Below are 17964 nucleotides of genomic sequence, written 5' to 3' on the forward strand. Positions count from 1 at the left end.
TCCCCGCAATATAGGGGTGCAACGGGTCAAACCTACTTGACCTTGTTATTGCCCATCAAAACTCGATCGACACAATGGTCAGCTTTTGCTGCCATATATAGGTCGTTCCATGAGTTTGATTCTGAAAAGCGGGGTGTCAGCCCTGTTCGTTGCCGCCGCCCTGTCACTGTCCGCTTGTGGCGGGAGTGATGCCGACAGCAACTCCAACGGCGCCGACGGCGCCAATCAACCCGACAAACCGGCGGGTGTCGATGACAGCGTGCGAGAGGATCTCGCGTATTCCTCCTTCGAAATAGATCTCCCGGAGAATCTCCGCCCCTTGGCCTCGGATGCCTACGCCATCTACGCGGTCAAGCCGAGTATTCGGTTCTCGGTCAGCGAGGACAACATGCTGGATACCTACTGGGAGGGTGAGTTGTCTCCCAGCGCCGATGGGCATCGGCATCTGAGCCGAATCTCCCTCGCCAGCAAATCCATCGTGTCCGACATTCCCATTCCGCAGCAGGTCAATCTGGGTAACACCTCATTCCTGGGTTACGAATATCTAGGGAATGGCCGTTACATCATGGGGGTTTCCGATGTCAATGCCAGCGACATCGACCGCAAGCATCCCGTCTATTACGCGTTCGATCGCACGGGCAAGCTCAACTATGCGCTCGATCTCTGGAAGGACACGCCGGACGCCTACGCGGCGGCGCGATCCGGCCAGGGTCTGATCGTCTACAACAAGCAGATCGACAACTTCGGCATCTACCTCGCCCGCCGTGGCGATGGCGGCCATCAGGCGGCCTGGTTGAGTTTCCATGAGGCCGCGACGGGCCGCCAGACCTTCTCGCGGCCCTGGTACATCTCCCACAACTTCGACCACCGCCTCCTTCCTCTGAAGGATGGCCGTTATCTGGCGTCTGCGCATGCGGACTCGCTCCCCGCACGCGGCCTGCTGATTGAAGCCTGGAAGTTCAATGACGACCCGTTTGCCCGTACCTGGTCCAGCGCCTTTCAGTTTCCACCTTCGGCCACGGGCAATTACAACATCACGAACTCGGCCACCGGTGACGTCCTCGAACTTTCCGACGGCAAGGTCGCGGTTCTCTTCACGACACAACATCAATTCGGTGCCAATGACCTGACGCGGGATATTCGACTGTCCACCTTCTCCAATGTCGGGGCCTCGAAGAATTCCGCAGTCCTTGCCAAGGATGCTTGGCTGAGCAGTTACACGCCAACGTCGACCGCGGGGTGGGGTGCGCAGATGGCTCATTATTCGCCGGGCAAGATCTTCGCCGTATGGAACGTTTTCGACGCAGGGAACCCGTCCAATCTCTTGAAAGCCACGATGGCGATCGTCGACGAGAATGGCGCCGTGTCCTCGCAGAAGGATATTGTGCTGCCCACTGGCAAACGAGCAACCGCCGGGGCCGTGCAGCCCAGTCAAACCATCCGAACCACAGCGGATGGCAAGTATCTGGTGTTCATGTCGGAGGGCTCGGCGCCAAACAAGCTTCGTGTAAACTTGGTGGCTATTAATAAATAATATGAGGTAGCCGATCCCTTGTCGGGGAAGCTGCCCTCATGGCCGAGCGCTCATGGCACGACTTCCTCGACTCGCCTTGGGTGGTCATCTGCACCACCTGATCCACCGCGGCCACAACCTGCAGCCCATCGTCGTCGACGACGAGGACCGCAAGACGCTTCTCGCCGCGCTGCAGGACAGCGCGGCCACCCACAAGGTCGCGATCCACGCCTACGTGGTGATGCCCAACCACCTGCACCTGCTCGCCACGCCCGCCGCGGACGATGGCCTGAGCCGCATGATGCAGGCACTGGGCCGCCGCTATGTCAGCGCCTTCAACCTCCGCCATGGCCGCGTGGGCACCTTGTGGGAGGGCCGCTTCCGGGCAGCGCCGCTGGAAGCCGAGTCGCACCTCCTGACCGTCATGCGCAGCATCGAGCTCAACCCGCAGCGCGCGGGCCTGAGCGCCGAACCCGGCGACTTTCCCTGGTCGTCCGCCGCGCACCACCTTGGCCGCCGGCGTGACCCGCTGGTCAGCGATCCGCCCGGATTCTGGGCGCTGGGCAACACGCCTTTCGAACGGGAACTCGCCTGGCGCCGCTGGCTGGAGGAGGGCGAGTCCGAGTCAGAGCGGCAGCGGCTGATCGATTCGGCGCTCAAGGGCTGGCCCTTGGGATCGGCACGTTTCCTGCAGCTGTTGGGCGAGCTCAGCGAGCGCCCCCTGGTGCCCCGCCCACGAGGCCGTCCTCGCAAGCCCAAACCGCCAAAGCCGGACGTCTCCTGATCTGTCCCCATTTAATTGAGATCGCCCGGCCACACCTGCATTAATTCGATACTGACCCCATTTAGTTGTGCTTGTGCCGTCGCGGCACGGGGCTTAACCTGCGCGGGTTTCGTTTTCGAGAGTCCAGGAGGCCACCGATGTCGGCAGCTCAAGATCCGCGCCAAGCGCAATCGTCGTCCCCCGCCGTGGCCGAGGCCACGATGCCGGCTGGCCCGTCCACGACCGAGATCCGCGAGCTCGCCGCCCACGGCCTGTACAACGGCGCCAATGAGAAGGACGCCTGCGGCCTGGGCTTCGTCGCCCACATCAAGGGCCAGAAGGCGCATCACATCGTCCAGCAGGGTCTGAAGATCCTGGAGAACCTGGACCACCGCGGCGCGGTCGGCGCGGACAAGCTGATGGGCGACGGCGCCGGCATCCTGATCCAGATCCCCGACGAGTTTTATCGCGCCGAGATGGCGCGGCAGGGCGTCACGCTGCCCCCGCCCGGCGAATACGGCGTGGGCATGATCTTCCTGCCCAAGGAACACGCGTCCCGCCTGGCCTGCGAGCAGGAACTCGCCCGGGCCATCAAGGCCGAGGGCCAGGTGCTGCTGGGCTGGCGCGACGTGCCGGTGGACCGCGACATGCCGATGTCGCCGACGGTGCGCGAGAAGGAGCCGATCATCCGGCAGATCTTCATCGGCCGCGGCCCGGACATCATCGTCCCCGACGCGCTCGAGCGGAAGCTGTACGTGATCCGCAAGACCGCCTCCAGCGCCATCCAGGCGCTCAAGCTGACGCACAGCCGCGAGTACTACGTGCCCTCGATGAGCTGCCGGACCGTCATCTACAAGGGCCTGCTGCTGGCCGACCAGGTCGGCAAGTACTACAAGGACCTCGGCGATCCGAGCGTGGTCAGCGCCATCGCGCTGGTGCACCAGCGCTTCTCGACCAACACCTTCCCCGAGTGGCCGCTGGCCCACCCGTACCGGATGGTCGCGCACAACGGCGAGATCAACACCGTCAAGGGCAACTTCAACTGGATGCGCGCCCGCGAGGGCGTCATGAAGTCCCCGGTGCTGGGCGACGACCTGAAGAAGCTGTATCCGATCAGCTTCGAGCACCAGTCCGACACGGCCACCTTCGACAACGCCATCGAGCTGCTGACGATGTCGGGTTATCCGCTCGCGCACGCTGCGATGATGATGATCCCCGAGGCCTGGGAACAGCACGAGTGGATGGACGAACGCCGCCGTGCGTTCTACGAGTATCACGCCGCGATGATGGAGCCGTGGGACGGCCCCGCCGCGATGGTCTTCACCGACGGCCGCCAGGTCTGCGCGGCGCTGGACCGCAACGGCCTGCGTCCCGCCCGCTACTGGGTCACCGATGACGACCTCGTCGTGCTGGCCTCGGAGTCCGGCGTGCTGCCGATCCCCGAGTCGCGCGTGGTCCAGAAGTGGCGCCTGCAGCCCGGCAAGATGTTCCTGATCGACCTCGAGCAGGGCCGCATCATCGACGACGAGGAACTCAAGACCCAGTACGCCAACGCCCGGCCGTACCGCCAGTGGATCGAGAACGTGCGGGTCAAGCTCGACGAGATCCCCGCGCCGGAGCTGGTCGCGCCCGTGTTCCCGGCCTCGCTGCTGGACCGCCAGCAGGCCTTCGGCTTCACGCAGGAGGACATCAAGTTCCTGCTCGCGCCGATGGCCGCCAATGGCGAGGAAGGCATCGGCTCGATGGGCAACGACAGCCCGCTGGCCGTGCTGTCCGACAAGAACAAGCCGCTCTACAACTACTTCAAGCAGCTGTTCGCGCAGGTCACCAACCCGCCGATCGACCCGATCCGCGAGGCCATCGTGATGTCGCTCAACAGCTTCATCGGGCCCAAGCCCAACCTGCTGGACATCAACGCGATCAACCCGCCGATGCGTCTCGAGGTCAACCAGCCCGTGCTGGACTTCGAGTCGATGGCGCGCCTGCGCGCGATCGAGCATCACACCAACGGCAAGTTCAAGCCGTACGAGCTCGACATCACCTACCCGCTGGACTGGGGCCGCGAGGGCGTCGAGGCGCAACTCGCCTCGCTGTGCGCGGAGACCGTGGACGCGATCAAGAGCGGTCACAACATCCTGATCATCTCGGACCGCCACCTGAGCGCGCAACGCGTGGCCATCCCGGCGCTGCTGGCGCTGTCGGCGGTCCACCACCACCTGGTGCGCGAGGGCCTGCGCACGACCTGCGGCCTGGTCGTCGAGACCGGCACCGCGCGCGAGGTCCATCACTTCGCCGTGCTGGCCGGTTACGGCGCGGAGGCGGTCCACCCGTACCTCGCGCTCGAGACGCTGCAGGCGATGAACGCCGAGCTGCCCGATGCGCTGTCGGCCGACAAGGCGGTCTACAACTACATCAAGGCCGTGGGCAAGGGCCTGTCGAAGATCATGTCCAAGATGGGCATCTCGACCTACATGTCCTACTGCGGCGCGCAGATCTTCGAGGCCATCGGCCTGAAGTCCGACTTCGTCGCCAAGTACTTCCGCGGCACCGCCACGCAGGTCGGCGGCATCGGCGTGTTCGAGGTCGCCGAGGAAGCGCTGCGCCTGCATCGCGCCGCCTTCGGTGACGACCCGGTGCTGGAGCACATGCTGGACGCCGGTGGCGAATACGCGTGGCGCACCCGCGGCGAGGAACACATGTGGACCCCGGACGCGATCGCCAAGCTGCAGCACAGCACGCGCTCGGGCAAGTTCGACACGTACAAGGAATACGCCCAGCTGATCAACGACCAGAGCCGCCGTCACATGACGCTGCGCGGTCTGTTCGAGTTCAAGTTCGATCCCAGCAAGGCCATCCCGGTCGAGGAAGTCGAGCCGGCCGCGGACATCGTCAAGCGCTTCGCCACGGGCGCGATGTCGCTGGGCTCGATCTCCACCGAGGCCCATGCCACGCTGGCCGTCGCGATGAATCGCATCGGCGGCAAGAGCAACACCGGCGAGGGCGGTGAGGATCCCGCGCGTTATCGCAACGAGCTCAAGGGCATCAAGATCACCGCCGGCACGACGATGGCGGATGTCGTCGGCCGCAAGGTCGTCGAGGTCGACTACGAGCTGAAGGACGGCGACTCGATGCGCTCGCGCATCAAGCAGGTTGCGTCGGGCCGCTTCGGCGTGACGACCGAGTACCTGGTCAGCGCCGACCAGATCCAGATCAAGATGGCGCAGGGCGCCAAGCCGGGCGAGGGCGGTCAGCTGCCGGGCGGCAAGGTCACCGACTACATCGGCTTCCTGCGTCACTCCGTGCCGGGCGTGGGCCTGATCTCGCCGCCGCCGCACCACGACATCTACTCGATCGAGGATCTGGCGCAGCTGATCCATGACCTGAAGAACGTCAACCAGCGTGCCGACATCTCGGTCAAGCTGGTGTCGGAAGTGGGCGTGGGCACGATCGCCACCGGTGTCGCGAAGGCCAAGGCCGACCACATCGTCATCGCCGGCCATGACGGCGGCACGGGCGCCTCGCCGTGGAGCTCGATCAAGCACTGCGGCACGCCGTGGGAGCTGGGCCTGGCCGAGACGCAGCAGACGCTGGTGCTGAACCGCCTGCGCGGTCGCGTGCGGGTGCAGGCTGACGGTCAGATGAAGACCGGCCGCGACGTCGTCATCGGCGCGCTGCTGGGCGCCGACGAGTTCGGCTTCGCGACCGCGCCGCTGGTTGTCGAGGGCTGCATCATGATGCGCAAGTGCCATCTGAACACCTGCCCGGTCGGCGTCGCGACGCAGGATCCGGTGCTGCGCAAGAAGTTCAGCGGCAAGCCCGAGCACGTCGTCAACTACTTCTTCTTCGTCGCCGAGGAAGCGCGCCAGATCATGGCGCAGCTGGGCATCCGCAAGTTCGACGAGCTGATCGGCCGCGCCGACCTGCTCGACACCCGCAAGGGCATCAGCCACTGGAAGGCCAAGGGACTGGACTTCACCCGCGTCTTCCATCGCCCCGAGCTGGCCGCCGACGTGGCGCGCCTGCACAACGACCATCAGGACCACGGCCTGGACCGCGCGCTGGACGTCAAGCTGATCGAGAAGTGCCTGCCCGCCTTCGACAAGGGCGAGAAGGTCCGCTTCATGCAGGAAGTGACCAACGTGCGCCGCACGGTGGGCGCGATGCTGTCGGGCGAGCTGATCCGTCGCCATCCGGAAGGGCTGGAGGACCAGACCATCTTCATCCAGATGGAGGGCACGGGCGGTCAGAGCTTCGGTGCCTTCCTGGCCCCGGGCATCACCTTCTATTTGATCGGCGATGCCAACGACTACACCGGCAAGGGCCTGTCGGGCGGCCGCGTGGTGGTGCGTCCGTCGATCGATTTCCGCGGCGACGCGACGCGGAACATCATCGTCGGCAACACCGTGCTGTACGGCGCGACCAAGGGCGAGGCCTTCTTCCGTGGTGTCGCTGGCGAGCGATTCGCGGTGCGCCTCTCCGGCGCGACGGCGGTCGTCGAGGGCACCGGCGACCACGGCTGCGAGTACATGACCGGCGGGACCGCCGTCGTGCTGGGCAAGACGGGTCGCAACTTCGCGGCCGGCATGAGCGGCGGCATCGCGTACGTCTTCGACGAGGACGGCCAGTTCGCCAAGCGCTGCAACACCAGCATGGTGTCGCTGGACAGGCTGCTGCCCGCGCACGAGCAGGAAGCCACGATGGACAAGGCCATCTGGCACAAGCTCGGCGACGGCGAGGCGCGCACCGACGAGGCGCTGCTGCGCAAGCTGATCGAGGACCACCATCGCTGGACCGGCAGCCAACGCGCGCGGGACATCCTGGACCACTGGGCCGAGTCGCGCGCCAAGTTCGTCAAGGTCTTCCCCAACGAGTACCGCCGCGCGCTGAGCGAGATGGGTGCCGCCAAGGAAACCGCCGCCACGATCGCCCAGGCCAAGGCGCCCGCCGCCAAGGCCAAGGTCTGATCCGTCCGCATCGAAGAATCAGGAATTCAGGAGCAAGCCGCCATGGGAAAAGTCACCGGCTTCATGGAGTACGAACGACTGGAAGAGGGCTATCAACCCGTCGAGTCGCGTCTCAAGAACTACAAGGAATTCGTCATCGGCCTGAACGTCGAGCAGGCGAAGCAGCAGGGCGCCAGATGCATGGACTGCGGCACGCCGTTCTGCAACAGCGGCTGCCCGGTCAACAACATCATTCCGGACTTCAACGACCTTGTGTACCGAGGCGGCGACACGGACTGGAAGAGCGCCATCGCGGTGCTGCACTCGACCAACAACTTCCCCGAGTTCACCGGCCGCATCTGCCCCGCTCCCTGCGAGGCGGCCTGCACGCTCAACGTCAATGACGACGCGGTGGGCATCAAGTCCATCGAGCACGCCATCATCGACCGCGCCTGGGAAGAAGGCTGGGTGACGCCGCGTCCGGCGCACGTGAAGACCGGCAAGACCGTCGCGATCGTCGGCTCCGGTCCGGCCGGCCTGGCGGCGGCGCAGCAGCTCGCACGCGCGGGCCATGCGGTCACGGTGTTCGAGAAGAACGATCGCGTCGGCGGCCTGCTCAGATATGGCATCCCCGACTTCAAGATGGAGAAGAGCCACATCGATCGGCGCGTCCAGCAGATGGAAGCCGAAGGCGTGATCTTCCGCACCGGCGTGATGGTGGCGCATCTGCCGGAAGGCTCCAAGGTCACCAACTGGGCCAAGGACGTCGTCACCGCCGAGGAGCTGACCACGAAGTTCGACGCCGTGCTGCTGGCCGGCGGCGCGGAGCAGTCGCGGGACCTGCCGGTGCCGGGTCGTGACCTGGCGGGCGTGCACTTCGCGATGGAGTTCCTGCCCCAGCAGAACAAGATCAATGCCGGCGACAAGCTCAAGAGCCAGCTGCGCGCCGACGGCAAGCATGTGATCGTGATCGGCGGCGGTGACACCGGCAGCGACTGCGTCGGCACCAGCAACCGCCACGGCGCCAAGAGCGTCGTGCAGTTCGAGCTGATGCCGCAGCCGCCGGAGGTCGAGGACCGCCCGATGACCTGGCCCTACTGGCCGATCAAGCTGCGCACCTCGTCCAGCCACGAGGAAGGCTGCGAGCGCGAATTCGCGATCGCGACCAAGGAGTTCATCGGCGAGAAGGGCAAGGTCACCGGCGTGAAGACGGTGCGCGTCGAGTGGGCCAACGGCAAGATGGTCGAGGTCCCGGGCAGCGAGCAGGTCCTCAAGGCTGACCTCGTGCTGCTGGCGATGGGCTTCACGGCGCCCGTCGCGTCCATCGTCGAGGCGTTCGGCGTGATCAAGGACGCGCGCGGCAACGCCAAGGCGACGACCGAGTTCAATGGCGGTTATCAGACCAGCGCGGCCAAGGTCTTCGCCGCCGGCGACATGCGCCGCGGTCAGTCGCTGGTCGTGTGGGCCATCCGCGAAGGCCGTCAGGCCGCTCGCTCGATCGACGAGTTCCTGATGGGCGACAGCGCGCTGCCGCGCTGATCGCCAGGCCTGGCCGCGCGCCAGGCACTGCAAGAAGACAAGGCCCGCCGGTGCGAATCGGCGGGCCTTGTTGTTTGTCGTTCGTCGCTTGTCGTTGGTCGTTGGTCGTTGATGGCTCCCGCGGCCATGAAAAAACCCGCCGTCTCGCGAGGGCGGGTTTTGCGTGGGGCCGAGGCCGCGTCAGTTGCGCAGCGGGATCTCGCGCCAGTTGATCAGCTTCTTGTTCGTCGTGCCCGAACCGCCCATGTTGCCGGTGTAGTCACCGTCCTTGGTGCCGCCGCCCGGCGTCGAGGTCGAGGGCTTGCCGGACACGAGGTAGGTCAGGCCCGTGCCCGTGCTGGGGCCGATGAAGCGGACGTTGTCGACCGCGAACAGCGGACGGTCGATCGACATCGCGCCGCTGTTCAGATCCATCAGGAACACCAGGCTCGTGCCGCCCGGGCTGCAGGCGTTGGTCGAGGACGGCTTGGTGGCCGAGATGATCACGCTGCTGTCGATGGCATCGCCCTCGTTGACGACCTCGTAGCCGATGCCCCCGCCGACCGTGGGCAGGTCGATGAAGTAGCCGATCTTGTTGCTGGCCAGCGGGGTGGAGCTCGTGGTCGTCACTTCCTGGAAGTCATGGCGCGACGCGTTTTCCGAATAGGGCATCGAGATGCCGGCGGGCAGGTCCGTCGAGATGGCGGGACGGGCCTGGAAGCCGTCCAGCATCGCGTAGATGCGGTTGGCGCGGGTGCTGACCAGGTCATCGGTGCTCAACAGCTGACCGGTGCCCACCACGATCCAGCGGCGGTTGCCGCTGGAGTTGATGACCGGGGTCGGCGTCGAGGTGATCGGCAGTCCCACGCCCGCGGCGTTGGTCAGTTTGGCCAGCTTGGTCGGCGCGGGATAGGCGCCGGTCGTCGCGGTCAGGTCCAGGCGCCACAGGTTGCCCTTGAGGTCGCCGGCATAGATCGATTCGACGGTGTAGTCGCTGGTGTCGGTGTAGTAGGTCTGCAGGTAGGTCAGGCCGGTCGGGCTGGACGGTGAGCCTTCGCTGCTCGCATTGGGCAGCGCGATCTTCTGCAGGAGCGCGCCGGTGCGGGCGTTGAGGATGCTGAAGAAGCCGGTGCCGGTGCCGTTGTTGTAGCCCGAGCCGATGACCACCACCCAGCCGTACTGGGCCGTCTTGGTGATGACCGGTGTGCCGAAGGTGTAGCCCTGGTCGGTCTCGGTGTACTCCCACATGACGCGGGAGGCGGCGCTGTTCTCGGACGCCGTCGTGCCGGCGGTCGTCAGCGCGTCGGCGTTGGTCAGGTCCAGTGCGTAGATGCTCTTGCCACCCTTGCCCAGGCCGCCAACCACGATGGTGCGCCAGTCCGGCGCGCCGGAGGCGCCGGCGGTGCGGTTGAAGTCGATGTCGGCGGTGTTGGGCCGCGCGTCGACCATGTAGCGGTGCGTGAAGTCGGGGTTGCCGGTGGCAGCGATGCCGTCGACGCTGGGCGTGGAGCCCGCGCCGGTGATGACGGCGTTGGGGATGAAGGCGAAGAGCTCGCGTCCGCCGTTGGTCGCGTCGGTCGTGGAGCCGTTGATCACGTGCACCAGGCCGCTGTTGGCGCCGGCCACCAGGATGTTGGGACGGGTGCTCTTGGCGGTGACGTAGGCGGCGTAGCCGGGGTTGGACGCCTCGCTCAGGATGCCCGCGATGGGCGGGCCCACCACGACGACCTGGCTGTTGATGATGTCGGCCACCAGACCGCCGCGCACGCGGTAGGCCTTCGTGCTGCCGCTGGTCAACGAGTTTTCCTCGTTGCTGCGATCGCCTCGCACGTAGTTGAGGAAGTTCTGCGAGTCGTCGCCGGACACGTAGGTCGTGTTCAGCGCGTTCTTCTGCGTGGTGGTCAGGTTGTTCAGGCGGAACGCGACGCCGGTGCCGGTGTTGGCGCCGGTGGGCTTGTAGGTCACGATGTTGCGGGCGGTGTCCCAGCCGGTGCCAGATGTGCCCAGTTGCGCGTTGAGCTTGTCGGTGAAGCGCCAGGCCAGCGTGTAGCCGACCGGGACCGACAGCAGGTTGATCGTGTTGGCCTCGATCTGGCCGGTCCATGCCGCGGAGTCATACGATGAGCCGTAGGCCTCGGTGCCCACGCCCACGATGTTGGACGCGGTGTTGGCCGACGAGGTGTAGGCCTGGATGCTCGAGGCGATGCTGGCGAAGGCGCTCGCCAGGCCGCTGACCATCAGGTCGGCCTTGGAGGCGGTGTAGTAGGTGTCCGGACGCAACTGACCGCCGCCGGCGATCGTGGTGTCGGTATTGGGGCCGGTGTGCCACCAGCTCTGCGTGAGGTCCGTCGTGCCCGACGCATCCCAGTTGGCCGGCAGGTTGGCACCGCCGTAGCGGGTAGCCAGGAAGAACTGGTTGTTGTTCTTGTAGACCTGGCCTTCCTGCACGTCCAGCCAGTAGGTCTTGACCGTCTGCTTGCCGTCCATCGTCGGGCGGATGTCCTGGCTGTTGGCCCAGTAGGCCATGCCTGCCATCAGCGCGCCGTTGTTGGAGCAGCAGCCGCCGTAGCCCTGCGTGTTGCCGATGTTGGCGCCGGCGCCGCTCAACGCACCGACCTTGTTGGTCCAGGCGACGGCATCGAAGGCGGTGTCGTTGGCGACCAGGGCCGGCATCGTCGGCTCGGAGTTGCCACCGCCGCCCGGGACGTTGCGGTCCGCGTGGGTGTTGACGTCGCCGATGCCCAGGATGAAGTTCTTCTGGCAGGAATACAGGATGGGGTCACCCCAGTTCGTGATCACCGGGAAGCCGTCAGCCAGCGTCTTGCGCGTGGGCACGTCGGCGGTGTTGGGGTTGGTCCACTCCGGCACGTTGCCGAGGTTGCGGTAGTAGCGCAGCGCCGCGTAGTACAGCTCGCCCACCGGGTCATAGGTCTTGTACGAACCGGACGCGCCGAACTTGTTCAGGTAGTTCATGACCCCGCTGTTGTCGACGAGGAACCCGTACTCGGTGTTCATGTCGAGCACGTCCTGCGGATTCGGGCTGACGTTCATGATGCCCGTGGTGCCGCTCCACTCCGCCAGGGGGTTGGCGGTGGGGTCGGAGCCCGGAACCGGCTGGGTCGGGCCGATGAACTTCTGGCGCGCGCGCAGCACGCCGCCGTCCCGGCTCAGCGCGCCGTCGTTGAGGTAGCCGAACGCGCTGAAGCGGATCTTCTGCGAGTACTTCTGCATCAGCCCTTCGGGCTTGTAGTTGTCGCCGTAGGCGGTGCAGTTGGACTCCAGGCCCCCCGCGGCGGTGCTCGGGTCGCAGACCTTCACCCGCACGCTGACTTCCCAGACCTTGGAGTCGTCCCACGGGTCCTGGTTGTTGCGGAAGGCGCTTGGTGTCCCGGAGTTGTAGTTGCCGGAGTTCGTGAAGCGCATCTTGTTGCCCAGGCCCTGGACGCGCATGTTCATGTTGGACCAGCCCAGCGGGGTTGCGCGGCTGATGGTGTTGTTGTCGCCCAGCGACCGATTGGGGAAGTTGCTGGTGCCACCCTGGCCGCTGGCCCAGGCCTTCTCGATGATGGTCGAGGTGGTGGTGTCGATGACGCGCTGGCCGCCGGTCAGCGCCCATCGGAACGGGTCGACGGTCTGCATCGTCGCCCAGTTCATGAAATTGCCGCTCCATTTCCCGTTGCAGGTGCGCGTGGTCGTCGCGCCGGCGGGCTGGAAGTAGCGGTCCGCTTCCGTGTTCGAGTAGACGTAGTCGTAGCACTTGCCCGGGTCGAAGTAGCCCAGGTAGGTGTTGGCCGCCGAGTACGTGTTGCCCAGGTGGGCCGTGCTGACCGCGGTCGGGAATTCCACCGACAGCGCCAGCGCCAGGTTGCCCGGCACGGCGACCGACGAGAAGATCGGCTGGTTGGCCAGCGTGGTCTGGGCCTGCGACGTCAGCGCCGGTGCCAGCGCGCCCATCGCGAGCGCGACCGCGGCGCACAGCCGGCGGTTCGGGAAGAGGGACTTGTTCATCGGAAACCTCAATTGCTGAACGTCGCCTGGTAGAAGGACTGCGAGTCGCGGGGGCCGTCGACACGCACCGTCACGCGGAACAGCGGCTTGGGCGGGACCTTCGGATCCCTGTTGCCCTTGCCGCCCTGCACCTGGGCCGAGGCCGTCTGGCAGGTGTCGCTGCTGACCGCGCCGGTATAGAGGCACATGCGGTCGATGACGTAATAGATCTTGAGCTGCGGAATGTTGGTGGTGCTCTCGCCGCTCTGCGCGCTGGTCAGGTCGATGACGTTGCCCGCGGTGCCGTAGCCGCCGACGGCGGCCGGGTTGCTCGTGTCGAGCAGCACGGTGGGGATGCCTTCGGCCGTGGAGGTGAGCATCGTGGCGCTGTAGTTGAGCGCCGTGTTGTTGGTGTCCAGGGCGTTGGTGCCGCTCAGCGCGTCCAGCGCCCTGCGCATCGCGCGGTCGGCCTGGTTGGTCATGTCGCGCTTGAAACCGAAGTTGCCGACGCTGGTCAGCGAGGCATTCATCGACCGGATCGTCGCGATGGCGCCGATCATCAGGATCACCAGCGTGATCAACGCGATCACCATGATCACGCCGCGTTGGCGGTGGATGGGTGAGGGGCTCATGCGGGGGCGGAGGTGGGAGCGGTGACTCATGGGTATTCCCGGCTCAGCGGACGTTGGCCAGCGTGTTGCGCAGCGGGATGGTGAACTCGAGGACGCGATGGCGGCGCGAGCGGTCGGTCACCGTGTAATTGACCTGCAGCGAGGTCGGCAGGCTGGGGAACATCGTCATCGTGGCCGGCGCGACCGTGACGTCCGTGGCGTCCTTGGTCTCGCGGAACTCCGATCGCAGCACCAGGCTGACCTTGACCGCGAGGATGCGGCCCATGGTCGCCGTCGCTGCGGTCGTGCCGGCATTCAGCGCGGCGCTGCCGTAGGTGCCGCCGGTGGGCGCGACCCACGCGTCGAGAATGCCGTCGGGCGTGCCAGTGGTGTCCACGCCGTAACGCACGCGCATGTCGACCACGCCGTCGCTCAGCGGCACCGGGGCCTCGCTGTCGCCGTTGGTGAAGCGCAGCAGGTCGTAGCGCACCAGCTGGTTCGCGTCGCTCACGCCCAGCAGCATCAGCTTGGGCGGGTTGCCGTTGGTGGCGTTGCCCAGCACGGCCGCGTTGGCGGTGGCGCCGGTGGAGCGGTCGGTGATCGACTCCGTGCCGATGGCGCTTGCGTAATACGACCCGGCCAGGTCGACCTGCTGCGAGAGGCCGCCGGTGTAGGTCGAGGTGACCTGCTCGAGCATGCAGGGCCGGCCGTTCTCGGTGACGAGCAGCAGGTCGTCGCCGCGGATGCCCACGGTGGTGGTCAGGCGGAAGTTGGCGGCGGTGGCGCTGCGCAGGCGCATCTGCGAGGACGTCTCGCCGACGCCGCCGGTGCCCGTCATGACCTGCAGGACGTCGGAGCCGCCGCTGCCCGCGCCGGCGAAGGCCAGCACCGGCAGCATGCGCACCGTGGTGTCCACGGTGGCGAAGGGCGCGGGGAAGGCGCTCGGGGCGGGCAGGATGCGCGCGTTGGCCTTGGAGGCGTACAGCGCGCAGCCGAAGATCTCGGCGCGGTTCACCGCGGTGAAGCCCGAGCCCGCGCTGCGCAGCTGACGGTCGAAGTCGTAGGCCAGGTAGCCGGAGTTGGTCGCCAGGTCGGACGTCGTCGCGTCCTGGCGCTTGCTGGTCTCGAAACGGGCCGAGACCATGGTCATCGCGACGATCACCGTCAAGGCGATGACCATCGAGACCATCAGCTCGATCAGCGAGAAGCCGCGTGCGGCGACCCGGGCGGGGGTGGGGTGCAGCGTCATGTCAGTAGGTCAGCCGGACGTCGGTGAAGTAGCGGTGCGGCGTGCCGTCAGGCGGCGTCCAGGTGATGGTGATGCGCGCGACGTTGTTGGCGGTGGTGATCGCACCGACGCCCCCGGGCAGGCCCATGCCGGTCGGATCGGCCACGCGGGCGTTCCAGGCGGTGACCGTGGCCGAGGGCAGCGATACCGTGCGCTGCAGCCACATCTCGCTGGCGATCTCGTTGGCGAGCGTGGCCGCGCGCTGGTTGTCGTCGGTGGAGCCGGTGGCCTGCGAGGCGCGGGCCATCAGCGTCATCAGGCCCAGCAGGCCAACGGTCATGATGACGATGGCGCACAGCACCTCGATCAGCGTCATGCCGCGCGCGCGGCGCCGCCCGAGGCGGCGTTCGGAAGTCGTGGTCATGAGGTGGGCGCCAGGTTGATTTCGGGGCAGCCGTCGAGCACGGTGTCCGACAGCTGGCGGGTCTTCTCGCAGGTGCGGACCGAGCCGCCCAGCGTCAGCCACACCTGCAGCTGCTTGAGGTTGGCGGTCGTCACGGTCGGCGCCAGGCCGTAGATGATCCGGCCGTTGGTGCCGCTGGAGCAGGCCGCGCCGACGCCGGTCTGGCTCGTCGTGAGCTGCAGCGGGCGGCCGTTGGCGCCGAAGCACACGGCGGTGGGGCCGGTGACGGTGAAGTTCTCGGCGTTGTCCAGCATCACGCCGCATTGCGTGGCCAAGGCCGTGCCGCCGGTCGTCAGCGGCAGGACCTTGACGATCCAGCGCGCGCCGGCCGCGTCTGCCGTGGCGTTGGGGGAGCAGGTCGTGTCCGACGTCCGGAAGAAGACGACCTGGCGGAAGCTGCGCACCGCCTCGGACTGCGCCAGCTTGAGCGAGGCCTGCAGCGCCGTCGCGCTGGAACGCATCTGCGCGTTGGCGGTCCAGGTGCGCAGGCCCGGCAGCGCCAGGGCGGTGCCCAGCGCGATGACCGCCACGACGATCATCAGCTCGATCAGCGTCAGGCCGCGCGTGCCTGGCCGGAGGTGGGTCAGCATGTGTCGCCCTTGCGCGTGATCCACTTCGTCGTGCAGGTCCAGCCGGTGCCGGGACCCACGGTGGACTTCGCGTCGGCCTGGTTCACGGTGAACGTGAAGCCGGCCGTGTTGCCGGAGCCCGTCGCCGTGACCACGTAGGTATTGGCGGTCAGCGTCGTGCACGACAGCGTGAACGTGCCCACGGGGCTGAGCGAGCTGCAGGGGCTGGTGCCCACGCCCGTCACCGTCTGGTAGGTGCGGAAGTCCTGGTAGTAGCGCTCCAGGTTGGCCCGCGTGAGGGTCAGGCCGGAGACCGCGTCGGTCAGCTGACCCCGGATCACGTAGCTGCGGTAGGCCGGCAGCGCGATCGCCGCGAGGATGCCGATGATGGCCACGACCACCATCACCTCGATCAGCGTGAAGCCGCGGCGGGCGGCGGAGAAGGTGGTCCGAGAAGTCCCAAGGTTCCCAAGCATGTAGCGCTCCTTTTTGCGGAAATTATCGATATCAGGCGCCAAAACGCGAGGCCGCTCGTCGTGCCTCGCATTCCGCCCGTCTCTCGGCGAACCTGGGTCGTGACGTGTGTCACGGTCGGGATGTCGACCACTTGTCACATTTACAACCCCCGCCCCAGGTGTCCTCCGGCATCAATTCGGGCTTTACCCTATGATCCCGGCTCCCGGACGCCTGCCGCCCGGCATCGTCCGGATCGATCCCTAGGAAATGGCATTCACTGATCCCAATTCATCCAATAACGTCCGCCCACTGATTGAAGTGAAGGGTGTGACCGTCGGTTATGGCGACCGGGTCATCCTCAAGGACGTGAACGTCAGCCTGCCGCGCGGCAAGGTCTTGGCGCTGATCGGTTCGTCGGGCGGCGGCAAGACCACGCTGCTACGGCTGCTGACCCGGCAACTGCGCCCGCAGACCGGTCAGGTGCTGTTCGACGGACAGGACCTGGCGCCGATGGACCAGACCGCGTTGTACGCGCAACGTCGCCGCATGGGCATGCTGTTCCAGTTCGGCGCGCTGTTCACCGACCTGAGCGTCTTCGAGAACGTCGCCTTCCCGCTGCGCGAGCACACCCGGCTGTCCGAACCGATGATCCGCGACCTGGTCCTGATGAAGCTCAATGCCGTCGGCCTGCGCGGCGCCCGCGACCTGATGCCCAACGAGGTGTCGGGCGGCATGGCGCGCCGCGTGGCGCTGGCGCGCGCCATCGCGCTGGACCCCGACCTGGTGCTCTACGACGAGCCCTTCGCGGGCCTGGACCCGATCTCGCTGGGCGTGACGGCCCGGCTGATCCGCGACCTCAACGACGCGCTCGGCCTGACCAGCGTGATCGTCTCTCACGACATCCATGAAACCTTCGGCATCGCCGACCACGTCGTGATGGTGGCCAACGGCGGCGTCGTGGCCCAGGGCACGCCCGACGAGCTGCGCAACAGTCAGGATCCGCTGGTGCACCAGTTCGTCAACGCGCAGTCCGACGGTCCGGTGCGTTTCCACCAGCCCGCCAAGCCGGTCCGCGAGGACTTCGGCCTGCCGCAGGAGACCGCCGCATGATCGGCCTGGCGACTTCCATCGGCCGCGGCCTGCGCGGCAAGCTCGGCGACTGGGGCTGGTCGGCGCGGCTGCTCGGCGCGCTGCTGCTGCACCTGGGCGCCTGCCTGCGCCGCTTCGTGCTGGTGCGCGAGCAGATCTTCTTCCTGGGCAACCGCTCGCTGTCGCTGATCGGCGTGTCGGGCCTGTTCGTGGGCTTCGTGCTGGCGCTGCAGGGCTATTACACGCTGCAGCGCTACGGCTCGGCCGAGGCGGTGGGCCTGCTGGTCGCGCTGAGCCTGGTGCGGGAGCTGGGCCCGGTCGTCGCGGCGCTGCTGTTCGCCGGACGCGCCGGCACCTCGCTGACCGCCGAGATCGGCCTGATGAAGGCCGGCGAGCAGCTCAGCGCCATGGAGATGATGGCCGTCGACCCGGTGCAGCGCGTGCTCGCGCCGCGCTTCTGGGCCGGCGTGATCGCGATGCCGCTGCTGGCGGCGGTGTTCTCGGCGGTGGGCATCATCGGCGGATGGCTGGTGGCCGTGCCGCTGATCGGCATCGACGCCGGCTCGTTCTGGTCGCAGATGCAAGGCGGCGTGGACGTGTTCAAGGACGTCGGCAACGGTTTCGTGAAGAGCGTGGTGTTCGGCATCACCGTCAGCTTCGTCGCGCTGCTGCAGGGGTATGCCTGCAAACCCACGCCCGAAGGCGTGTCGCAGGCGACGACGCGCACCGTGGTGTTGTCCTCGCTGGCCGTGCTGGGCCTGGACTTCATCCTCACCGCCATGATGTTCTCGATCTGACCCGCGCTCTCGCGATCGATCGCTCCC

At 66.8% G+C, this 17964-nt stretch carries 12 protein-coding genes; 6 read left to right on the plus strand and 6 right to left on the minus strand.

Annotated elements, in window-relative coordinates; translation table 11 throughout:
• Positions 1 to 109: 109 nt before the first annotated feature.
• From ACNI65_RS01105 to ACNI65_RS01120, 4 genes are all read left to right on the plus strand, one after another.
• Positions 110 to 1534 (plus strand): hypothetical protein, encoded by a 1425-nt coding sequence (locus ACNI65_RS01105; protein ID WP_416760712.1) that lies wholly within the window; start codon positions 110 to 112, stop codon positions 1532 to 1534.
• A 52-nt stretch (positions 1535 to 1586) separates the two neighbouring features.
• Positions 1587 to 2297 (plus strand): transposase, encoded by a 711-nt coding sequence (locus tag ACNI65_RS01110; protein WP_416760713.1) that lies wholly within the window; start codon positions 1587 to 1589, stop codon positions 2295 to 2297.
• A 200-nt stretch (positions 2298 to 2497) separates the two neighbouring features.
• A complete protein-coding gene (locus tag ACNI65_RS01115; RefSeq protein WP_416763539.1) occupies positions 2498 to 7240 on the plus strand; it encodes a glutamate synthase-related protein in 4743 nt (1580 codons plus the stop codon).
• A gap of 42 nt (positions 7241 to 7282) precedes the next feature.
• Entirely contained in the window at positions 7283 to 8758 is a 1476-nt protein-coding gene (locus ACNI65_RS01120; RefSeq protein ID WP_416760714.1) for a glutamate synthase subunit beta, read from the plus strand.
• Positions 8759 to 8938: 180 nt separating this feature from the next.
• Here ACNI65_RS01120 and ACNI65_RS01125 read toward each other — a convergent pair whose 3' ends face one another.
• The 6 genes from ACNI65_RS01125 to ACNI65_RS01150 are packed head-to-tail and all read right to left on the minus strand — an operon-like array spanning position 8939 to position 16071.
• On the minus strand, positions 8939 to 12745 hold the full coding sequence (locus ACNI65_RS01125) for a pilus assembly protein (protein ID WP_416760715.1): 3807 nt from the start codon (positions 12743 to 12745) through the stop codon (positions 8939 to 8941).
• Between the two features lie 8 nt (positions 12746 to 12753).
• Complete coding sequence (locus ACNI65_RS01130; protein WP_416760716.1) at positions 12754 to 13356, minus strand: pilus assembly PilX family protein; 603 nt, start codon at positions 13354 to 13356, stop codon at positions 12754 to 12756.
• Between the two features lie 43 nt (positions 13357 to 13399).
• Entirely contained in the window at positions 13400 to 14584 is a 1185-nt protein-coding gene (locus tag ACNI65_RS01135) for a PilW family protein (RefSeq protein WP_416760717.1), read from the minus strand.
• Between the two features lies 1 nt (position 14585).
• Positions 14586 to 14987 carry a type IV pilus modification PilV family protein gene (locus tag ACNI65_RS01140; protein WP_416760718.1) on the minus strand — a complete coding sequence of 134 codons (402 nt, stop codon included), beginning with the start codon at positions 14985 to 14987 and terminating at the stop codon, positions 14586 to 14588.
• Positions 14984 to 15616, minus strand: coding sequence for a pilus assembly FimT family protein (locus ACNI65_RS01145; protein ID WP_416760719.1), 633 nt, complete (start codon positions 15614 to 15616; stop codon positions 14984 to 14986). Before ACNI65_RS01145 ends, ACNI65_RS01140 begins: the two co-directional genes overlap by 4 nt.
• On the minus strand, positions 15610 to 16071 hold the full coding sequence (locus ACNI65_RS01150; protein ID WP_416760720.1) for a type IV pilin protein: 462 nt from the start codon (positions 16069 to 16071) through the stop codon (positions 15610 to 15612). Before ACNI65_RS01150 ends, ACNI65_RS01145 begins: the two co-directional genes overlap by 7 nt.
• A 247-nt stretch (positions 16072 to 16318) precedes the next feature.
• Between ACNI65_RS01150 and ACNI65_RS01155 the strand changes: the two genes are divergently transcribed.
• Entirely contained in the window at positions 16319 to 17161 is an 843-nt protein-coding gene (locus tag ACNI65_RS01155; RefSeq protein ID WP_416760721.1) for an ABC transporter ATP-binding protein, read from the plus strand.
• Complete coding sequence (gene mlaE / locus ACNI65_RS01160; RefSeq protein ID WP_416760722.1) at positions 17158 to 17937, plus strand: lipid asymmetry maintenance ABC transporter permease subunit MlaE; 780 nt, start codon at positions 17158 to 17160, stop codon at positions 17935 to 17937. Before ACNI65_RS01155 ends, mlaE begins: the two co-directional genes overlap by 4 nt.
• Positions 17938 to 17964: the final 27 nt, after the last annotated feature.

This window comes from Roseateles sp. So40a (assembly GCF_048081605.1).
Lineage (GTDB): Bacteria > Pseudomonadota > Gammaproteobacteria > Burkholderiales > Burkholderiaceae_C > Roseateles.

Bases quoted from the DNA above. Each gene is read 5' to 3' on its own strand.
- ACNI65_RS01135 (WP_416760717.1), bottom strand. From the start codon at position 14,584: ATGACGCTGCACCCCACCCCCGCCCGGGTCGCCGCACGCGGCTTCTCG.
- ACNI65_RS01130 (WP_416760716.1), bottom strand. From the start codon at position 13,356: ATGAGCCCCTCACCCATCCACCGCCAACGCGGCGTGATCATGGTGATC.
- ACNI65_RS01145 (WP_416760719.1), bottom strand. From the start codon at position 15,616: ATGCTGACCCACCTCCGGCCAGGCACGCGCGGCCTGACGCTGATCGAG.
- ACNI65_RS01120 (WP_416760714.1), top strand. From the start codon at position 7,283: ATGGGAAAAGTCACCGGCTTCATGGAGTACGAACGACTGGAAGAGGGC.
- ACNI65_RS01105 (WP_416760712.1), top strand. From the start codon at position 110: ATGAGTTTGATTCTGAAAAGCGGGGTGTCAGCCCTGTTCGTTGCCGCC.
- ACNI65_RS01125 (WP_416760715.1), bottom strand. From the start codon at position 12,745: ATGAACAAGTCCCTCTTCCCGAACCGCCGGCTGTGCGCCGCGGTCGCG.
- ACNI65_RS01155 (WP_416760721.1), top strand. From the start codon at position 16,319: ATGGCATTCACTGATCCCAATTCATCCAATAACGTCCGCCCACTGATT.
- ACNI65_RS01110 (WP_416760713.1), top strand. From the start codon at position 1,587: ATGGCACGACTTCCTCGACTCGCCTTGGGTGGTCATCTGCACCACCTG.
- ACNI65_RS01115 (WP_416763539.1), top strand. From the start codon at position 2,498: ATGCCGGCTGGCCCGTCCACGACCGAGATCCGCGAGCTCGCCGCCCAC.
- mlaE (WP_416760722.1), top strand. From the start codon at position 17,158: ATGATCGGCCTGGCGACTTCCATCGGCCGCGGCCTGCGCGGCAAGCTC.
- ACNI65_RS01140 (WP_416760718.1), bottom strand. From the start codon at position 14,987: ATGACCACGACTTCCGAACGCCGCCTCGGGCGGCGCCGCGCGCGCGGC.
- ACNI65_RS01150 (WP_416760720.1), bottom strand. From the start codon at position 16,071: ATGCTTGGGAACCTTGGGACTTCTCGGACCACCTTCTCCGCCGCCCGC.